This is a genomic window from Streptococcus parasanguinis, from assembly GCF_016648855.1.
In the GTDB taxonomy this organism is placed as follows: Bacteria; Bacillota; Bacilli; order Lactobacillales; family Streptococcaceae; genus Streptococcus; species Streptococcus parasanguinis_L.
The window spans coordinates 115,670-130,721 of record NZ_JACLQU010000002.1; the positions used below are offsets into that span (position 1 = coordinate 115,670).

Sequence of the window (15,052 nt, forward strand, 5' to 3'; positions counted from 1 at the left end):
TCTTATTTTGCACCGCGACCTTTAAGGACGGCTTCAATGATGGCCATACGGACAAAGACACCGTTGGTCATTTGTTCTACGATGCGTGATTTAGGAGCTTCTACCAAGTGGTCCGCAATTTCAACGTCACGGTTGACTGGTGCTGGGTGCATCAAGATCGCTGTATCTTTCATACGGTCATAACGTTCTTGAGTCAAACCATGAAGACGGTGGTAGTTTTCTTTAGAGAAGAGTGATTCGTAATCATGACGTTCGTGTTGCACACGCAAGAACATCATCACATCTACATCTTCAATGACTTCATCGATAGTGACGAAGGTTCCATAGTCTTCAAATTCCGCACTTCTCCATTCGTCTGGACCTGCAAAGTAGAGGGTTGCTCCCAAACGTTTCAAGATTTGCATATTTGATTTTGCCACACGTGAGTGATCCAAGTCCCCAGCGATACAAACCTTAAGTCCATCAAAATGACCAAACTCTTGATAGATGGTCATCAAATCAAGCAAACTTTGACTTGGGTGTTGACCGGATCCATCTCCCCCGTTGACAATTGAAGCTGTGATCGTTGGGCTTTCAACCAATTCTTTGTAGTAGTCCACTTCAGGGTGACGGATGACGCAGACATCTACACCAAGAGCTGACATGGTTAAGATGGTATCGTAAAGTGTTTCCCCTTTGTTCACAGAGCTTGTCTTCACATCAAAGTCAAGGAGATCACATCCCAATTTCAACTCTGCCACTTCAAAGGCTTTGTGGGTACGAGTTGAAGGTTCAAAGAAAAGGTTTGAGATGATGTGTTGGTCTTCGTAGGATGCTTTAGCTCCGTTTTTGAACTCAATCCCACGTTTGATCAATGCCATTACTTCTTCATTGGTAAGAGTTTCCATTGAGACAAGGTTTTTAAGAGCGATTTGATTTTCAGACATGTTGATTCTCCTTTTATAATGTGAATGCAAATAGTTTACAATTTGTTTAAGCTTCTTTGATGAGGACGCGGTCTTGACCGTCTAGCTCCACCATCTCGACAATGATTTCCTCTGACTTACTGGTCGGGATATTTTTCCCAACAAAGTCCGGACGAATCGGCAACTCCCGATGCCCACGGTCGACTAGAACCGCCAGACTCACTCGAGCAGGACGACCGTGACTGACCAGATTGTCAATGGCAGCGCGAATCGTGCGACCTGTATAGAGGACATCATCGATCAAAATGACTTCTCTATGAGCGATATCAACTGGTAAGACCGTCGTATCTTCTGTCGCCTTCATGTCATCTCGGAAAGGCTTGGTATCTAGTTCTGCTACAGGGACATCGATTTGTTCCAGCTGAGAGAGGCGTTCTTGGATCCGGCGAGCGATGTAAACACCACGCGTCTTGATCCCCACCAGCACAATCTGGCTCAAATCTTTGTTTCGTTCAATGATTTCGTAGGTGATCCGGGTAATGGCCCGTTTCATCGTCAAATCATCAACGACTTCTTTGGTTTTCATTCAGTCCTCCTTAGTTGTAAAAGAAAAACCTCCTTTTTCAAGGAGGTTCAGCAAATGAATGGTCTAAGAGGATAGAGTCTCGCCCTATGGTCCTAGCCATTGTTTTTCACAGTCTCCTTGCCTGCCTCACGGGACAGGATTAAAGGATTTATTTAATTGAGATAACTATATCACAGTTTCAAACGACATGCAAGAAAAAACTCAATATTTTTCAAAAAAATTTAAAAACATGACTTTTCCTTCAAATAATGTTCGGTTTTTACTAAGAAACAGCTGATTTTCGCTTGATATTTTTAATCCCATAGAGCACATAGCCAGCCAAGAGATAGGCGATAAAAATGATCACCACCCATTTGCCCACAAAAGCCCAGCCGTATTTATTAACATTGATAAAGAAATAGGCAAAGGGACTATCTTTTGCACCTGGAATAGGCCACTTCAATACCAACCCATTGAGAAGGGCAAAGAGCATGTAAGCCAGGGGAATCAAGGTCCAAAGGAAGGGGTCGAGTCTACGGTATTGCTTGGCTTTATCAATCACTAGGGTATCAAAGAAGAACATCAGAGGAACGATGTAATGACAAAGGAAGTTTTCCAAACGATAAAACTTCTCTGGTGTCGCAAGAGGCGCCAACATAAAGTGGTAGATGACACAGGTGATCATAATGGACATGGTAACGGCGCCTTTCATACGAAGGTAGCCCTGAGTCTGGGTCGAACGACCTCGAACCATGCGCCAAACCATGTCTCCCATAAAGAACATGACCAACATGTTAGATAAAATGGTGTAATAGAGCATCATGCCAAAGCCACCATGCTTGGTCAGTTGCAGATAAACACCGAGTACACTTAAGATAAACAATAGAAAACGATAGCTAAATAATAGTTTGGATTTCATAGTATTCTCCTGAAAGAAAAGGGGCTAGGCCCTTCAGTTTAATCAGGAACTTTCCTTAAGTGAGGACGGACGTCAGCGAACTTCTACGAAGTTCCATGACTTATTAAGATACAAAGGGCGTATACGGATAAAGTCAAAATAGGAAGTTTGACGCAGAATCTTTCGATTCTAGGAGAACTTATCTTTTTGACAGAATCCGTAGCCCGTGTTCAATTAGTTTTGAACCTAAAGTTTCAAAACTCCCGAGTACTTGAATCAATACTGTTTCAAGTACTTTTCTCACAGCGGAAAGTTCCATTATAAACTTAAATAACTCTATTAATTTGTGTACTTTTCTTTAGATTTTCTTCACAAATTCTGATTTGAGTTTCATTGCACCAAAGCCATCAATCTTACAATCGATGTTGTGGTCTCCTTCCACGATACGGATATTTTTCACGCGCGTACCTTGTTTCAAATCTTTCGGTGCCCCCTTCACTTTCAAATCTTTGATCAAGGTCACCGTATCGCCATCAGCCAATTTGTTTCCGTTGGCATCAATCGCTACGACACCCTCTTCTTCTTCGACCTCAGCTGGGTTCCATTCATACGCACACTCTGGGCACACCAAGAGCGCTCCATCTTCATACACGTATTCAGAGTTACATTTTGGACAGTTTGGTAAGTTATTCATTTTTATCTCCTTATTCAAATTAACTTTCATAGTATACCATGAAAGCGAAAATTTGACAAATCCTGCTCGACTGTAGCATTTTCAAGAAAAAAGAGGCGACTTGGCCTCCCTACATAGATAATATTTTTCAATCTTCCTGCAATTCTTGAATGTCTCGAATCACGCGCACACCTGCTTGATTCTTCTCGCGCAGTTCAGCATCAGAGTATGGGAAGGTATTGATCAAGATACTCTCCATCCCAATACTTTGGGCAACAGCGACATCCGTCGTAAAGTCATTCCCCACCATGACCGTTTTCTCAGGGTTCAACTGGTGTTCTTTCATCACTTCCAAGAGAAACTCTGGCTGAGGTTTGCGAATACCTGCATCAGATGACAAGTAAATGGCATGGAAAAGTTCTCTTAAACCAACCAAATCAATCTCCGGATTGGTAAAATCTGCTTGGGCATTAGATAAGAGGAAGATTCGGCAACCTGCAGCTTTCATATCCTCTAATACTTCTTTCGTGTGAGGATAAAGCTCCAACCGTTTGCGAGAAAGGACACGGAAAGTCCGCGCAATCAAACGTCCCCACTCTTTGAGGTGGACAACACTATTCCCACTTGGATGACCTTCTAAATACAATTGCACAAAAATGACCGTTAGATCAATCTCTGGGTAGGCAACTTGTTTTTCCTTAGCCAAGTCTTCTTCGGCTTGTTGCACCAACTCTCTATAACGTAGGCGCAGACCTTCTCCTGTGTAACTTGCCCCGTAGGATTGGTAGATCTGAGCCATGGTATCCCATAAAATGGGACTCGACTCATCGGTTTCGATGTCGACCAAGGTTCCATAAAAATCAAAAATATAGTTTTTAAATGCGTACTTGTGCGGATTCATCTCTCACTCCCGTAACAAACATCGTAAAGGTTGCCTTGCAGACATTGGCCCCATCTTGATTGGTAATATCAACATCCACAACTCGAGTCGTCCGTCCACTGTGGACACATTCGCCATGGATGGTCAGGACATCACCCAGACGCCCTGCTTTCAAGTAATTGATTGAGGATTGCAAGGTCACCCCATCGACACCTTGAGAAACCACGACCAAACCACTGACTTGGTCACACAGGGTAAAGAGATAGCCTCCATGCGCATTTCCATAATAATTGAGCGATGATTCTACGACCTTGGTTGTCACCACTACATGGCCATCTCTCATCTTTTCGATTTCATAATTTTCAAATGCAGCAATTGCATCAAAGTGAAAATCTTTCATATACTTGCCACCTTTTCTAGCATCTTTTCAACTCCTCTATCATACTACAATTAAGGAGTAGATACAAGCGAAGGGGCAATTCCTTAGAAGCAGAAAAGGAGACTCCAACTGAGTAAGAAGACGATACTAGGCACAATATATTTTCTTGGGTGCTTCCAACATTCTCTCTTTAAATTCCATTTTCTTAAAGGGAAATAGATTTCAATCAGTAAGTGCAAAACAGCTTCCACTACTGCTAGAATCATCACTCCTAGTAAAAATAGGATCCCCAAGTCAGGCATGACCACCATTTTTAATAAAAGAGCAACAAATAGATTCACAGATAAGAAATAGGTCAGCAATACACGGTAATACATCAAGTAAAAGAACCGACTCTTAGGTAGGGACTTGACATGATCGATCAAATCTTTATCAGCGGAAATGAGGGTGGTTAATGGCGTATTGACAGAAGCAATTGTTAACAGGATGATGATTTTTAATGGAGCATCATAATCCTGTATCAAAATGAGAAAGAGGAAAATGAGAGTAAATACAAAATTGATGGAAAAATAACGCTCTTGAAACAAGGAAATCCAAAAATAATTGCCACTTCTTCTCTTTGCGACGAGCAACTGATCATGTTTTGAAATCGCGATCAAGTCCTCATTTTTAAAAATAAAGATAGCAACGAGGGCTGAAAGTAAGATCATATAGGACACTTGTTGGACCCATAAAGAAGATACTGAAAGAACAGTCGTTACAAAAATGAGCACTCCTCCTAGAAAACTAGTCCTGGTATTGAACTGGATAAAGATATAAAACACACTCAATACCACCAGTAAGGAAAGGAGGACGAGCTTAAAGGATTGTAGCAGATCTAACCTGACTCCTAAAAAGAGGATCAATAACAGCACGCGCTCTAGTAAATTGAGAAGAAAGGTTACCGCAAGAAAAGACCCTTTGAAATGATTGAGAGACAAAGGAAGTTGGTAGTAGGCCTGGACCCTGTCCATCGAAAAGTAGGAATAGAGCAATTGAAAAGTTGATAGAGCAGTAACAATAGCCGTACTGATCAGCAAGACTTGAAAGCTCGTAGAGAATTTTGCCCCAACAAGATGGTAATAAAGAGCAAAGGCTAAGGAAGTCAAGAACAAGAAGAGCCGATTTTTGGATACCAAATCTCTAAAAATTGCTAGTAGCATGCTCTACCCCCTCTGACGATTGACGTTCCGAAACCAATCTTCTAAATTTGATTCGATCGCGTCTAGGTGACCATCTTCAATAGAATAAGCTGTATCACAAACCCGAACGATACTCTCTGCGATATGCGAACTCATCAGAATAGAGCCTTCTTCTTTATACTGCAATAGTAAACCATATAGAAATTCTGTCGCATCAAAATCTAGGCCATCAAATGGTTCATCCAAAATAAGGAGGGGAGGTTTGAGATAAAAAGCTGTGATCAAGAAGACTTTCTTCTTATTTCCCGTTGACAAACTACCGATATCGGTGTTGAGAAATTCTTCAAAATGAAAGCCTGAAATCAAGTCCTGCAATACCTTTTCATCTCTCTTTCGATGATACAAACGACAGACAAAATTAAAATAGTGAACAAAATCCCAGTTTAAAAAACTGTTGTTTTCAGTAAAAACTGTATAGGTACGGCTCTTATAGAAATTCGTATGAAAAGAGGTCCCCTTGTCTTCTATGGTAACAGTCTCAACTGCATACTGCCGATGATCAAAGACACTACTTAAAGCTTTTAGCAAGGTTGTCTTCCCAGCTCCATTTCGACCAATCAACCCGACTACAGAATGATTGGGTACAAACAAATTCGTGTCTTTTATAACGGGCTTGCCTTTTTTATACCAAACGTTTAGCCCCTTGATGTTTAAACACTCACTCTTCATCGACGCACTCCTTTATAAAGGTAAGAAGCCCCAACTAAAAGCAACAGCAAAGCGTATAACCATTCCTTTTGAAAGGCAAAGACTAAGGCACCGATCAAGAAGCAAATTCCTATAAGGATTCTAAATTGTAATTTCATATCTTGCCTTCTTTCTATTCACAGTATGAAAGATTACAATTGTATTTTATGCTTATACTATAGTACTTTTTCTGAGCAGATTCAAGCACGAATGGAATATTCTTACTTCTTTTACCTTACAAGCAAAAAAGAGAGTGGGACAGAAATCGGTAATTCGTTAGAATTCGATTTCGTCGTCCCACCTCCGCACAGTTGAGTAGGGCTGTAAAAGCTGATGAAATCAGCGTAGTAGAGCCCACTCAACCACTGCGTCTTGCTCGACAATCCAAAAATAATTGAGAGGCTAGGACCTTTGTCCCAGCCTCTTTTTGTACGAAAACCGACTGCGATTGTTTTTGTTTTTCAAAGGGATACACAAAAAAGACTGAACCCGTAGAGTTCAGTCTTTGTTCACTTTCTATTAAAGTGATGTAAGGAAAGTCAATCCCCCTAGGATGACACCTGCCGAATTCGGAATGATCAAAATCCAGTCTTTTTTAGGTTCCTTTGTCCAACCATAAATGACCCAGATCAAGCAAGAAATAGCAGCTGACAAGGGTTGGAAAGGTTGGGCCTTATTTCCCTGTAAATTAGCAATAATTTGTGGGATGTAGGCAATGAAAACGATAATCCCAATAAAGGCACCGATCGAGCCAACGATTTGGTTGATTTTTTGTTTATTCATAAAATTTTACCTCTGTGTATCATAATAGCATAAGTAGGAAGAAAATGCAATTAATTTGCATGCTACGCAAAATGAAAACGATCACATTTGCAAAAGAATTAGACAAAGTGTCAAAAAATGGCAACTAGAGAGAAAATTCACTCGAAAAGAAATCCATCTTCCTGCAAAATCACAAGATTGTGACACTTTACAGTTCGGTAACATTTGAAAAAAAGACTTGAATTTGTAAAGGACAAAAGGTAGAATAGTGCATACTTTAAAAAAAGAAAAGGAAATGGTAGTTTCAAAATGAATGAAAAACAAATGAAAATTCTTGGTTGGGTTGCGACCTTTATGTCTGTTATGATGTATGTGTCTTACTTCCCACAAATCATGGATAACCTCGCAGGTCACAAAGGGAACTTTGTTCAACCCCTTGTCGCAGCCATCAACTGTAGCCTTTGGGTTTACTACGGACTCTTCAAAAAAGAACGCGATATTCCACTTGCTGCAGCTAATGCACCAGGGATCATCTTTGGTTTGATCACAGCGATCACAGCCTTGTAATCAATGAAAGAGAGAGTGGGACAGAAATTGGTAATTCGTTATAATTCGATTTCATCGTCCCACCTCTGCACAGTTGAGTAGGGCTGTAAAAGCTGATGAAATCAGCGTAGTAGATCCCACTCAACCACTGCGTCTTGCTCGACAATCTAAAGACAATTGAGAGGCTAGGACTTTTGTCCCAGCCTCTTTTTTATAACTTCACTCATTTCCATGGTATAATGGGAGGACTATTCATAGAGAAGATCAAAAGGAGACACGAGTGGATCAAAAACATCACTGCCAAGTCCTATGGGCGAAAAATAAATACCTGGTGCTGAGTCATTCCAGCAACATTTACAAGGAGATCCGGGAATACCTCAAGCAAGACCAGGTGAAGGTCAGCCACGTCGAAGGCTTGATCCAGCAAGCACTGGCCTTGCCAGAAAATCGTGGTCAGGTCTCCAATGCCTTCCAGCATATCTGGGGCTATTTCAAAAAGCAGGCGACTCCTGAAGAAAAGGCCGACTTCATGTTGTTACTTGAAAAGTACCAGCATGGCCAAGCTAGCCAAGAGGATCTCATCAAGGGGATCCAAACGCTCCTAGAGCGCTACCCCAATCGCTACTTGCAAGACTCGACACTACTAGGAGGTCAATAGATGAGACTGTGGCACCAAGACTTGATTAGCAAACTCCCTCGTCCCCAGCTCCTGGGCCAACACCGGGAATGCTGCGCCCTTCGAGGCAATGGCTGGGGCAAGAAGCACGCGACGGTCAACTATGTCTTTGACTACTCGCCTTATCGCCTCTATGCCTATCACCGCCTGATTATGGAGGAGATGACTGCTCGCGGCTACAAGGTCAGCCCAGAGTGGTGGGAGCCGACCTACCGAGGCAAGACCTGCCCAGCCTACTCAGAGCTGAAAGAGGAAGCCTTGAGCACCCCTATCTATCCCGAGCATCAGGACACTTACCTCCAAGAATGCTTGGATAACCTAGCAGAAAAAGGGATTCAACTAGACTAAGAAAAAACGGACCAGAATAGGTTCGTTTTTTTGCGCCAAATCCCAACAAAATGCTTTGAAAGCGTTAATTTCTTTCCCAAACATGCTATAATAATAGGAGATTATGTACAGGAAAAGGATAGACGGATGAAAGAATTAATCGACTTAATTAATCAATTTAGAGATGAACGTGACTGGAGAAAGTTTCATAATGAAAAAGATTTAGCCATTTCGATTTCACTAGAAGCGAGCGAATTGTTGGAACTATTTCAGTGGAAACAATCAGAGGAAGTAGTTGAAAAGTCATTAAAAGAAATCAAAGAAGAACTTGCGGATGTTTTTATGTATTCTTTCATGTTAGCAGATAATTTGAATCTGGATGTAGAAGAAATTATAAAAGAGAAAATTGATATAAATGCAAAAAAATATCCTGTAGAATTAAGCAAGGGAAATAATAAAAAATATACGGACTTGGAGAAAAAATGAGCAACATTCAATCACCCGTAGTTATAGAAATCGATTATTCAAATCGAACATTTGATCAATTAAAAGAAACGATTGCTCCGAAACATTCTAAGCTTATCTTTGATTATCCAACTGTATACATCGTAAACGATGAGAATAAAAACAAGTATAGTGTTTATGTCGGAGAAACAACAGATATCATTCGTAGAACAAATCAGCATTTGTCAGATGATATAAAGAAGGATAGAGAAGACTGGCGACAATTTGAACAATCTAAAACCTCTAAAATGTTTGTTATTGGGCATAACCATTTCAATAAATCTTTGACCTTGGATATTGAGAATAGGTTAATGCTCTACCTATCAAGTGTTGACCAAGTTGAAAGGGTTCAGAATAGGAGAGGAAATCCTCAAAACCAATATTACACTTCTGAGGAGTTAGACGAGATTTTCTCAAAGATATGGAGAACCCTAAATAGGAAAAATCATTATTTATTCCCAGCAGAAAGTTTTATTCGAAATTCAGCGATATTTAAATCTTCTCCATTTCACAAGTTAACAGATGAACAAGTGAAGGCCAAAAATGAAATATTGCTCAAAATTACATCTGTCATTAGTAAAAATGAAACAGGAGTTCTAATTTTAGTAAAGGGTGATGCTGGTGCAGGGAAAACAGTTTTGATGAGTTCCCTCATCGATGATTTGTTGAATTCTGAAGATACTCAGATGATTCGCGAGAACAATGATATCAATTTGGTTGTGAATCATGATGATCAACTCAGTGTTTACCAAGAAATTGAGAAAAAATTGGAATGGAAGAGTGGATCAAATATTAATGTTGTGATGAAACCAACTCAATTTTTAAATGCTCTGAAAAAAGAAAAAACTGATGCTGGAATTGTAGTGGTTGATGAAGGTCACTTGTTATTGACTGCAAAAAATCAAGCCTATTTAGGCGGGAATCATTTAAATGATTTACTCGCTAAATCTAAAGTGGTCGTGTTAGTTTATGATGAAAATCAGATCATGAATAAATCCCAAATATGGACAGATGATGCTTTCTTGAAATTGGAACATGAAGCCAATTTAAAAGGAAATCTCATTATGCTACATAACCAAATGCGTATCCATGCAACTAAAGAAACAGTTGAGTGGATAAGAAACCTGATTGATGCTGGAGTTGTAAATGAGGTTCCAATTGATAATGATTATGATATTAGAGTTTTTGATTCTCCTGAGGAACTTCAAAGTGCAATCATGGAAAAAAATGATAATCAGAGTTTAGGGATTTCACGCTTAACAGCAACCTATGATTGGGAATACAGTAGTCAATCAAAACCAAAGGATTCTGACTATTGGTGTGTCCGTATCGGAGACTGGTCTTGTCCGTGGAACAGACAACTTGCAAAAGAAAAAGAATCTAAACATTTATCCTGGATAGAGCAGTCTCAAACGATTCATGAAATTGGCTCAACGTTTACCGTTCAGGGATTTGATCTAAATTATGTGGGAGTTATCATTGGCCCATCTGTCAAATATAGAGACGGGAAAATTATTTTTGATATAAGTGAAAGCAAAAATAAAAGTGCTGTTCAAAACAGAAAACTTGAATCAGGTGAAATGATTAATTACGGAGAAACATTATTGCGAAATGAGTTAAATGTTCTGCTCACCCGTGGAGTTAACGGGCTATATGTCTATGCGGTTGATGAAGAACTTCAACAAGCATTAAAAAAGGCGACAAGATAAGATGCTTCCTATTTCCCAAATTTTTTTCGAATGATAGAAGTAGAGGGAACTTCCCTCTATTTTTTATCGAAAAGGAGCAGGGATGCAGAAAAGACATGCGCATGTATCGCCGACCTTGGACATCATGGCCAAGAAGATCTTTAGTTTGCCGGAGGTGACGGCAGCATTTATTCGGGACATTTTGGAGCTGGATGTGGCGGACGCTCAGATTGTGGAAGGAAGTCAGCCCCACAGCATGGCCTATGAGGAAGATGACTTGTTCTCCACTGCTGTGGATGTGAGAGCCAAGCTCCATGACGGGACCGAGGTGATCATCGAGATCCAGATTCGCAAGCAGCAATATTTCTTGAATCGGTTCCATTACTATTTGGCCAATCAGCTGGTGGAGAATGTGCAAAAACTGCGCCAGCAAGGCCAGACACATAAGATGTACGAGCAGATGGAGCCCGTCTATGGGATTGCGATTTTGGAGAAGTCGCTCTTACTGGACGAAGAGGCAGCCATCAATAAATACTGGCTGACCAATAGCCGCTCCGGCAAGCAACTCAAGGCCTATTATAAAAATGGCAAGCACCAAAATCTTCTGCAGGTTGCCTTTTTAGAGCTAGACAAGTATAATAAAGATGAGAACCTGACTGATGCAGGCAGACAGTGGCTGGAATTTTTTGGGAATCTTCCCTTCACAAAAGCTCCCAGTCAAGCTGTCGCCCACGCAGATTCATTACTGGATTCATCTAGCTGGACCAAGGAGGAGAAGACCATGATAGACGAGCGGATTCGTATTCAAGAAAATTATGATATGACCCTGGAGACGGCGATTGACGAAGCGCGAGAAGAAGGTCTCGAACAAGGTCGTAAACAGTTGGTATGTGAGATGATCTCACGAGGAATGACACCTGATCTGATATCAGAGATGACAGGTTTGTCGCTTGAAGAGATTGAGACTCTTCTTTCCTGAGTCGTTAAAAGAGGCAGTGCCTCTTTCTTTTTTGAAAAAACTTGAAAATTTTCCTATTTTTTCAATCCGCCTTTCTAGAATTGTGGTAGAATAGAGTCAACAAAGAGCTATCCTCACCAACAGTGTGATCGATACTAGAAAAGAGGATTCTGATGACAAGAAAAATTGGTATTATTGGTTTGGGGCATGTGGGTGCGACCTTGGCCCACAGCATGATTTTGAAACACACCTGTGATCACTTGGTCTTGATTGATACCAATGAGAAAAAGGTCAAGGCAGATGCCTTGGATTTCTGTGATACAGTTGCCAATACCGGGTATCCGGTTCATATCACGGTCAATGACTACGCAGCTTTAAAAGATGCGGATGTCGTGGTGTCGACTCTTGGAAATATCGAGTTGCAGGCTAATAACACTGATGACCGTTTTGCGGAGCTTCCCTTTACCAGCAAGCAAGTGGTGCAAGTGGCGCGTGATTTGAAGGCTTCTGGTTTTAGCGGGGTCTTATTGGTAGTGACCAATCCGGTCGATGCCGTCACTCAACTCTATCAACAATATACTGGCCTTCCAAAAGAGCAGGTGATTGGGACAGGGACTTTACTGGATACAGCTCGGATGAAGCGTGCAGTCGCTGATCGTTTGCAGGTTTCACCTGCTAGTGTATCAGGCTACAACCTCGGTGAGCATGGGAATTCTCAATTTGTCGCTTGGAGTCAGGTCCGTGTTAAGGGACATGCTATTACCGATCTCTTCTCTCAAGAAGAGCTTGACACCATCAACTACGAGTCCTTGCGCGGTGGCCACACGGTTTTCTTTGGCAAATTCTATACCAATTTTGGGATTGTAGCAGCAGCCCAACGTTTGGCAGAAGCTGTGATCAATGATAGCCACGAGGAAATGCCTGTGTCTAACTATCGTCCAGAATATGGAACCTATCTTGGCTACCCAGCAATTGTAGGTCGAAAAGGAATTCTTGAACGATTGGACTTGCATTTGACAGAAGAAGAAAAAGAAAAATTGCTCCATTCAGCCGAAACCATTAAGGAAAATACGCGAAAAGGGTTGGAGCATGCATAAAAGTGAGGGGCTGGGCAAAAACTGTCCACCCTTCGATGTATAATAGGCATAAAAGTATGACGCAGTGGTTGATTGCTCAAAGCACTGCTTTGAGGTGGTAGATAGGACTTGCGAAGCAAGTTTCCTGAGTCTTTGTTCGCTTTTTAAGCTCCAAAGATAACCTAATGAGGGAAACAAAGTTTCCTTTATCCACAACCTTCAACAGTCTCCGAGACTGTTGAAGCTATGCGGGGGTGGGAAAACGAACTCTTTTTAACTAGTCAGAGTTCTTTCCCACTCCCTTTTTTCTGCAATTTTTTCGAATGGTATAAGTGAGGGGATTCCCTACACGAAATCATTGGAGGTTGCTATGAAAAAACGACACGAGTATGTATCGCCCACCTTGGATTTAATGGCAAAAAAGATTTTTAGTCTACCGGATGTGACAGCCAAATTCATCCGCGAAGTATTGGATCTGCCAGTAGAGTCCGTTGAGATTTTAGAAGGAGACCAGATCCATGAGCAGGGGTTTTTAGGAGATCTTCCTTTTGAAACATCCGTTGATGTGAGAGCAAGACTAGATAGTGGGCTTGAAGTCATCATTGAGATTCAAGTTTTGAAGCAAAAGTATTTCTTGAATCGTTTTCACTATTATTTAGCCAATCAACTGGTAGAAAATGTCCAACGCAAGCGAAAGAAAGGGGCAACCCATTCTATGTACCAGGAGCTGGAGCCGGTCTATGGGATCGCTATCCTGGAGCGAAGTATTTTTCCTCATTTAGATTCACCTGTCAATGTCTATGAAATGCGCCATACAGTAGATGGGACACCTCTTTATAGCTCTCGAAAGGATGGAGTAGCTCATAATATGTTAAAGGTTGCCTTTTTAGAGTTGGATAAGTATAATGAAAGTAGAGATACGGAGTTGAATGCTCACTGGAGACAATGGCTTGAATTTTTTGGCAATCGCCCATTCAGTCATCAACCAGACCAAGTGATCGAGCAGGCAGAATCACTCCTGATCCCATCAAATTGGACAAGGGAGGAAAAAGAAATGATTGATGAACGGATTCGTATCAGAGAAAATTGGGAAATGAGCATGGATACCTTTCGGAAAGAACAACTGGAAGCCGGTTTTCAGAAAGGGTTGAAAAAAGGTCTTGAACAGGGACTCGAACAAGGTCTTGAACAAGGTCTTGAACAGGGACTCGAACAAGGTCTTGAACAAGGACTCGAGCGTGGTCTCGAACAGGGATTGGAACAAGGCAGACAAGAAGGCATGGAGTTGGGAGTTCAAGCTGGTCAGCAGTCTCTGATTCAAAAACTATCTTTGAAGGGGATGAGTATCGAGATGATTGCTGAAATGACAGATTTATCCTGCGAATCCATCAAAAAAATGTTGGCTACGGATTCGTCTAACGAGGAGTAGTAGCGAGAACAGAATTTTGGGATTGAGAATTGACTTGCTGAGAAAAAAGTAGTTCTAAAATGGATTGTAAAGATCGTCAGGAGTTCGTTATTTTTGGATCTTGATCCTCTACAGATTTATACGGTTATGATTTATTGAAGGTTGGAAACTTTTATCCAACCTTTTTTTCTCACTCCTCTTGCCCCTCACCTAGTGAACTGGAATAGAAGTTTAAAAATACGAGTTGTAATCCTTGACATTACATTGTGATCCTGTATAATAGCTATTGTAATAAATAATCTTACAACAGAAAGAGGAAACAACTATGAAAAACATTTTATTTATTGTCGGATCCCTTCGTCAAGGATCTTTTAACCACCAAATGGCTAAGAAAGCAGAAAGTCTTCTTGAAGGAAAAGCAACTGTGACTTACTTGGACTACAAGGACATCCCAATGATGAACCAAGATTTGGAAACACCAACCCTGCCATCTGTGCAAGCAGCGCGTGATGCGGTTCTTGCTGCGGATGCCATCTGGATCTTCTCGCCAGTCTATAACTTTGCGATTCCAGGCGTAGTGAAAAACCTGATCGACTGGCTTAGCCGTGCCCTTGACCTGTCAGAAACGCGTGGTCCATCTGCCCTTCAAGACAAGATCGTAACGGTTTCTTCAGTAGCCAATGCCGGACACGAACCAATGTTTGCGGCTTACCAAGCGCTCTTGCCTTTCGTTCGGACTCAAGTGGTTAGAGAGTTTACTGGAACAACCGTTAACCCAGAAGCTTGGGAAACAGGTGAATTGGTCTTGACAGATGAAGCGGTCGCAGGGCTGGAAAAACAAGCACAAGCATTATTAGAAGCATAAGAAAAGCTGAGACA

Annotated in this window: 18 protein-coding genes; 9 read left to right on the top strand and 9 right to left on the bottom strand. The window is 41.2% G+C overall.

All coding sequences use genetic code 11. The features are described from left to right. Positions 1 to 2 precede the first annotated feature (2 nt). The 9 genes from H7T92_RS01925 to H7T92_RS01965 all read right to left on the bottom strand — a co-directional run bounded on the left by H7T92_RS01925 (position 3) and on the right by H7T92_RS01965 (position 7,011). Complete coding sequence (locus H7T92_RS01925) at positions 3 to 926, bottom strand: aspartate carbamoyltransferase catalytic subunit (RefSeq protein WP_031577073.1); 924 nt, start codon at positions 924 to 926, stop codon at positions 3 to 5. 46 nt (positions 927 to 972) lie between these two features. Further along, positions 973 to 1,491: a bifunctional pyr operon transcriptional regulator/uracil phosphoribosyltransferase PyrR gene (pyrR, locus tag H7T92_RS01930; RefSeq protein ID WP_003001719.1), complete on the bottom strand. Its 519-nt coding sequence runs from the start codon at positions 1,489 to 1,491 to the stop codon at positions 973 to 975. A 262-nt stretch (positions 1,492 to 1,753) separates the two neighbouring features. Beyond that, on the bottom strand, positions 1,754 to 2,389 hold the full coding sequence (locus H7T92_RS01935; RefSeq protein ID WP_201036837.1) for a Pr6Pr family membrane protein: 636 nt from the start codon (positions 2,387 to 2,389) through the stop codon (positions 1,754 to 1,756). Positions 2,390 to 2,726: 337 nt separating this feature from the next. Beyond that, complete coding sequence (locus H7T92_RS01940; protein ID WP_003016288.1) at positions 2,727 to 3,062, bottom strand: zinc ribbon domain-containing protein YjdM; 336 nt, start codon at positions 3,060 to 3,062, stop codon at positions 2,727 to 2,729. A 127-nt stretch (positions 3,063 to 3,189) separates the two neighbouring features. Beyond that, on the bottom strand, positions 3,190 to 3,942 hold the full coding sequence (locus tag H7T92_RS01945) for an HAD family hydrolase (protein WP_201036838.1): 753 nt from the start codon (positions 3,940 to 3,942) through the stop codon (positions 3,190 to 3,192). Beyond that, positions 3,917 to 4,321, bottom strand: a complete 405-nt coding sequence (locus H7T92_RS01950) for a PaaI family thioesterase (protein WP_003016342.1) — start codon at positions 4,319 to 4,321, stop codon at positions 3,917 to 3,919. The genes H7T92_RS01945 and H7T92_RS01950 overlap by 26 nt, the downstream gene beginning before the upstream one ends. Before the next feature lie 83 nt (positions 4,322 to 4,404). After that, on the bottom strand, positions 4,405 to 5,502 hold the full coding sequence (locus H7T92_RS01955) for a hypothetical protein (protein ID WP_201036839.1): 1,098 nt from the start codon (positions 5,500 to 5,502) through the stop codon (positions 4,405 to 4,407). Positions 5,503 to 5,505: 3 nt separating this feature from the next. Further along, positions 5,506 to 6,210, bottom strand: a complete 705-nt coding sequence (locus H7T92_RS01960) for an ATP-binding cassette domain-containing protein (protein WP_201036840.1) — start codon at positions 6,208 to 6,210, stop codon at positions 5,506 to 5,508. A gap of 537 nt (positions 6,211 to 6,747) precedes the next feature. Then, complete coding sequence (locus tag H7T92_RS01965) at positions 6,748 to 7,011, bottom strand: SemiSWEET family transporter (RefSeq protein WP_003012241.1); 264 nt, start codon at positions 7,009 to 7,011, stop codon at positions 6,748 to 6,750. A 288-nt stretch (positions 7,012 to 7,299) separates the two neighbouring features. On the opposite strand from H7T92_RS01965, the gene H7T92_RS01970 reads away from it, so the two are divergent. From H7T92_RS01970 to H7T92_RS02010, 9 genes are all read left to right on the top strand, one after another. Next, positions 7,300 to 7,557, top strand: coding sequence for a SemiSWEET family transporter (locus H7T92_RS01970; RefSeq protein WP_003006102.1), 258 nt, complete (start codon positions 7,300 to 7,302; stop codon positions 7,555 to 7,557). A gap of 259 nt (positions 7,558 to 7,816) precedes the next feature. Further along, on the top strand, positions 7,817 to 8,194 hold the full coding sequence (locus H7T92_RS01975) for a YbgA family protein (RefSeq protein WP_201036841.1): 378 nt from the start codon (positions 7,817 to 7,819) through the stop codon (positions 8,192 to 8,194). Continuing rightward, positions 8,195 to 8,560 (top strand): TIGR02328 family protein, encoded by a 366-nt coding sequence (locus H7T92_RS01980; RefSeq protein ID WP_201036842.1) that lies wholly within the window; start codon positions 8,195 to 8,197, stop codon positions 8,558 to 8,560. Positions 8,561 to 8,686: 126 nt separating this feature from the next. Continuing rightward, a complete protein-coding gene (locus H7T92_RS01985) occupies positions 8,687 to 9,025 on the top strand; it encodes a nucleotide pyrophosphohydrolase (RefSeq protein ID WP_003006111.1) in 339 nt (112 codons plus the stop codon). Continuing rightward, on the top strand, positions 9,022 to 10,752 hold the full coding sequence (locus tag H7T92_RS01990; protein ID WP_201036843.1) for a DUF2075 domain-containing protein: 1,731 nt from the start codon (positions 9,022 to 9,024) through the stop codon (positions 10,750 to 10,752). The genes H7T92_RS01985 and H7T92_RS01990 overlap by 4 nt, the downstream gene beginning before the upstream one ends. Before the next feature lie 82 nt (positions 10,753 to 10,834). Then, entirely contained in the window at positions 10,835 to 11,710 is an 876-nt protein-coding gene (locus H7T92_RS01995; RefSeq protein WP_201036844.1) for an Rpn family recombination-promoting nuclease/putative transposase, read from the top strand. Positions 11,711 to 11,862: 152 nt separating this feature from the next. Beyond that, a complete protein-coding gene (locus tag H7T92_RS02000; RefSeq protein WP_201036845.1) occupies positions 11,863 to 12,786 on the top strand; it encodes an L-lactate dehydrogenase in 924 nt (307 codons plus the stop codon). 349 nt (positions 12,787 to 13,135) lie between these two features. Continuing rightward, positions 13,136 to 14,194: an Rpn family recombination-promoting nuclease/putative transposase gene (locus H7T92_RS02005; protein ID WP_201036846.1), complete on the top strand. Its 1,059-nt coding sequence runs from the start codon at positions 13,136 to 13,138 to the stop codon at positions 14,192 to 14,194. 304 nt (positions 14,195 to 14,498) lie between these two features. Beyond that, a complete protein-coding gene (locus H7T92_RS02010; RefSeq protein WP_201036847.1) occupies positions 14,499 to 15,038 on the top strand; it encodes an NADPH-dependent FMN reductase in 540 nt (179 codons plus the stop codon). Positions 15,039 to 15,052 lie beyond the last annotated feature (14 nt).

Coding starts and splice junctions, on each gene's coding strand:
- H7T92_RS01925 (WP_031577073.1), bottom strand. CDS start 926: ATGTCTGAAAATCAAATCGCTCTTAAAAACCTTGTCTCAATGGAAACT.
- pyrR (WP_003001719.1), bottom strand. CDS start 1,491: ATGAAAACCAAAGAAGTCGTTGATGATTTGACGATGAAACGGGCCATT.
- H7T92_RS01935 (WP_201036837.1), bottom strand. CDS start 2,389: ATGAAATCCAAACTATTATTTAGCTATCGTTTTCTATTGTTTATCTTA.
- H7T92_RS01940 (WP_003016288.1), bottom strand. CDS start 3,062: ATGAATAACTTACCAAACTGTCCAAAATGTAACTCTGAATACGTGTAT.
- H7T92_RS01945 (WP_201036838.1), bottom strand. CDS start 3,942: ATGAATCCGCACAAGTACGCATTTAAAAACTATATTTTTGATTTTTAT.
- H7T92_RS01950 (WP_003016342.1), bottom strand. CDS start 4,321: ATGAAAGATTTTCACTTTGATGCAATTGCTGCATTTGAAAATTATGAA.
- H7T92_RS01955 (WP_201036839.1), bottom strand. CDS start 5,502: ATGCTACTAGCAATTTTTAGAGATTTGGTATCCAAAAATCGGCTCTTC.
- H7T92_RS01960 (WP_201036840.1), bottom strand. CDS start 6,210: ATGAAGAGTGAGTGTTTAAACATCAAGGGGCTAAACGTTTGGTATAAA.
- H7T92_RS01965 (WP_003012241.1), bottom strand. CDS start 7,011: ATGAATAAACAAAAAATCAACCAAATCGTTGGCTCGATCGGTGCCTTT.
- H7T92_RS01970 (WP_003006102.1), top strand. CDS start 7,300: ATGAATGAAAAACAAATGAAAATTCTTGGTTGGGTTGCGACCTTTATG.
- H7T92_RS01980 (WP_201036842.1), top strand. CDS start 8,195: ATGAGACTGTGGCACCAAGACTTGATTAGCAAACTCCCTCGTCCCCAG.
- H7T92_RS01985 (WP_003006111.1), top strand. CDS start 8,687: ATGAAAGAATTAATCGACTTAATTAATCAATTTAGAGATGAACGTGAC.
- H7T92_RS01990 (WP_201036843.1), top strand. CDS start 9,022: ATGAGCAACATTCAATCACCCGTAGTTATAGAAATCGATTATTCAAAT.
- H7T92_RS01995 (WP_201036844.1), top strand. CDS start 10,835: ATGCAGAAAAGACATGCGCATGTATCGCCGACCTTGGACATCATGGCC.
- H7T92_RS02000 (WP_201036845.1), top strand. CDS start 11,863: ATGACAAGAAAAATTGGTATTATTGGTTTGGGGCATGTGGGTGCGACC.
- H7T92_RS02005 (WP_201036846.1), top strand. CDS start 13,136: ATGAAAAAACGACACGAGTATGTATCGCCCACCTTGGATTTAATGGCA.
- H7T92_RS02010 (WP_201036847.1), top strand. CDS start 14,499: ATGAAAAACATTTTATTTATTGTCGGATCCCTTCGTCAAGGATCTTTT.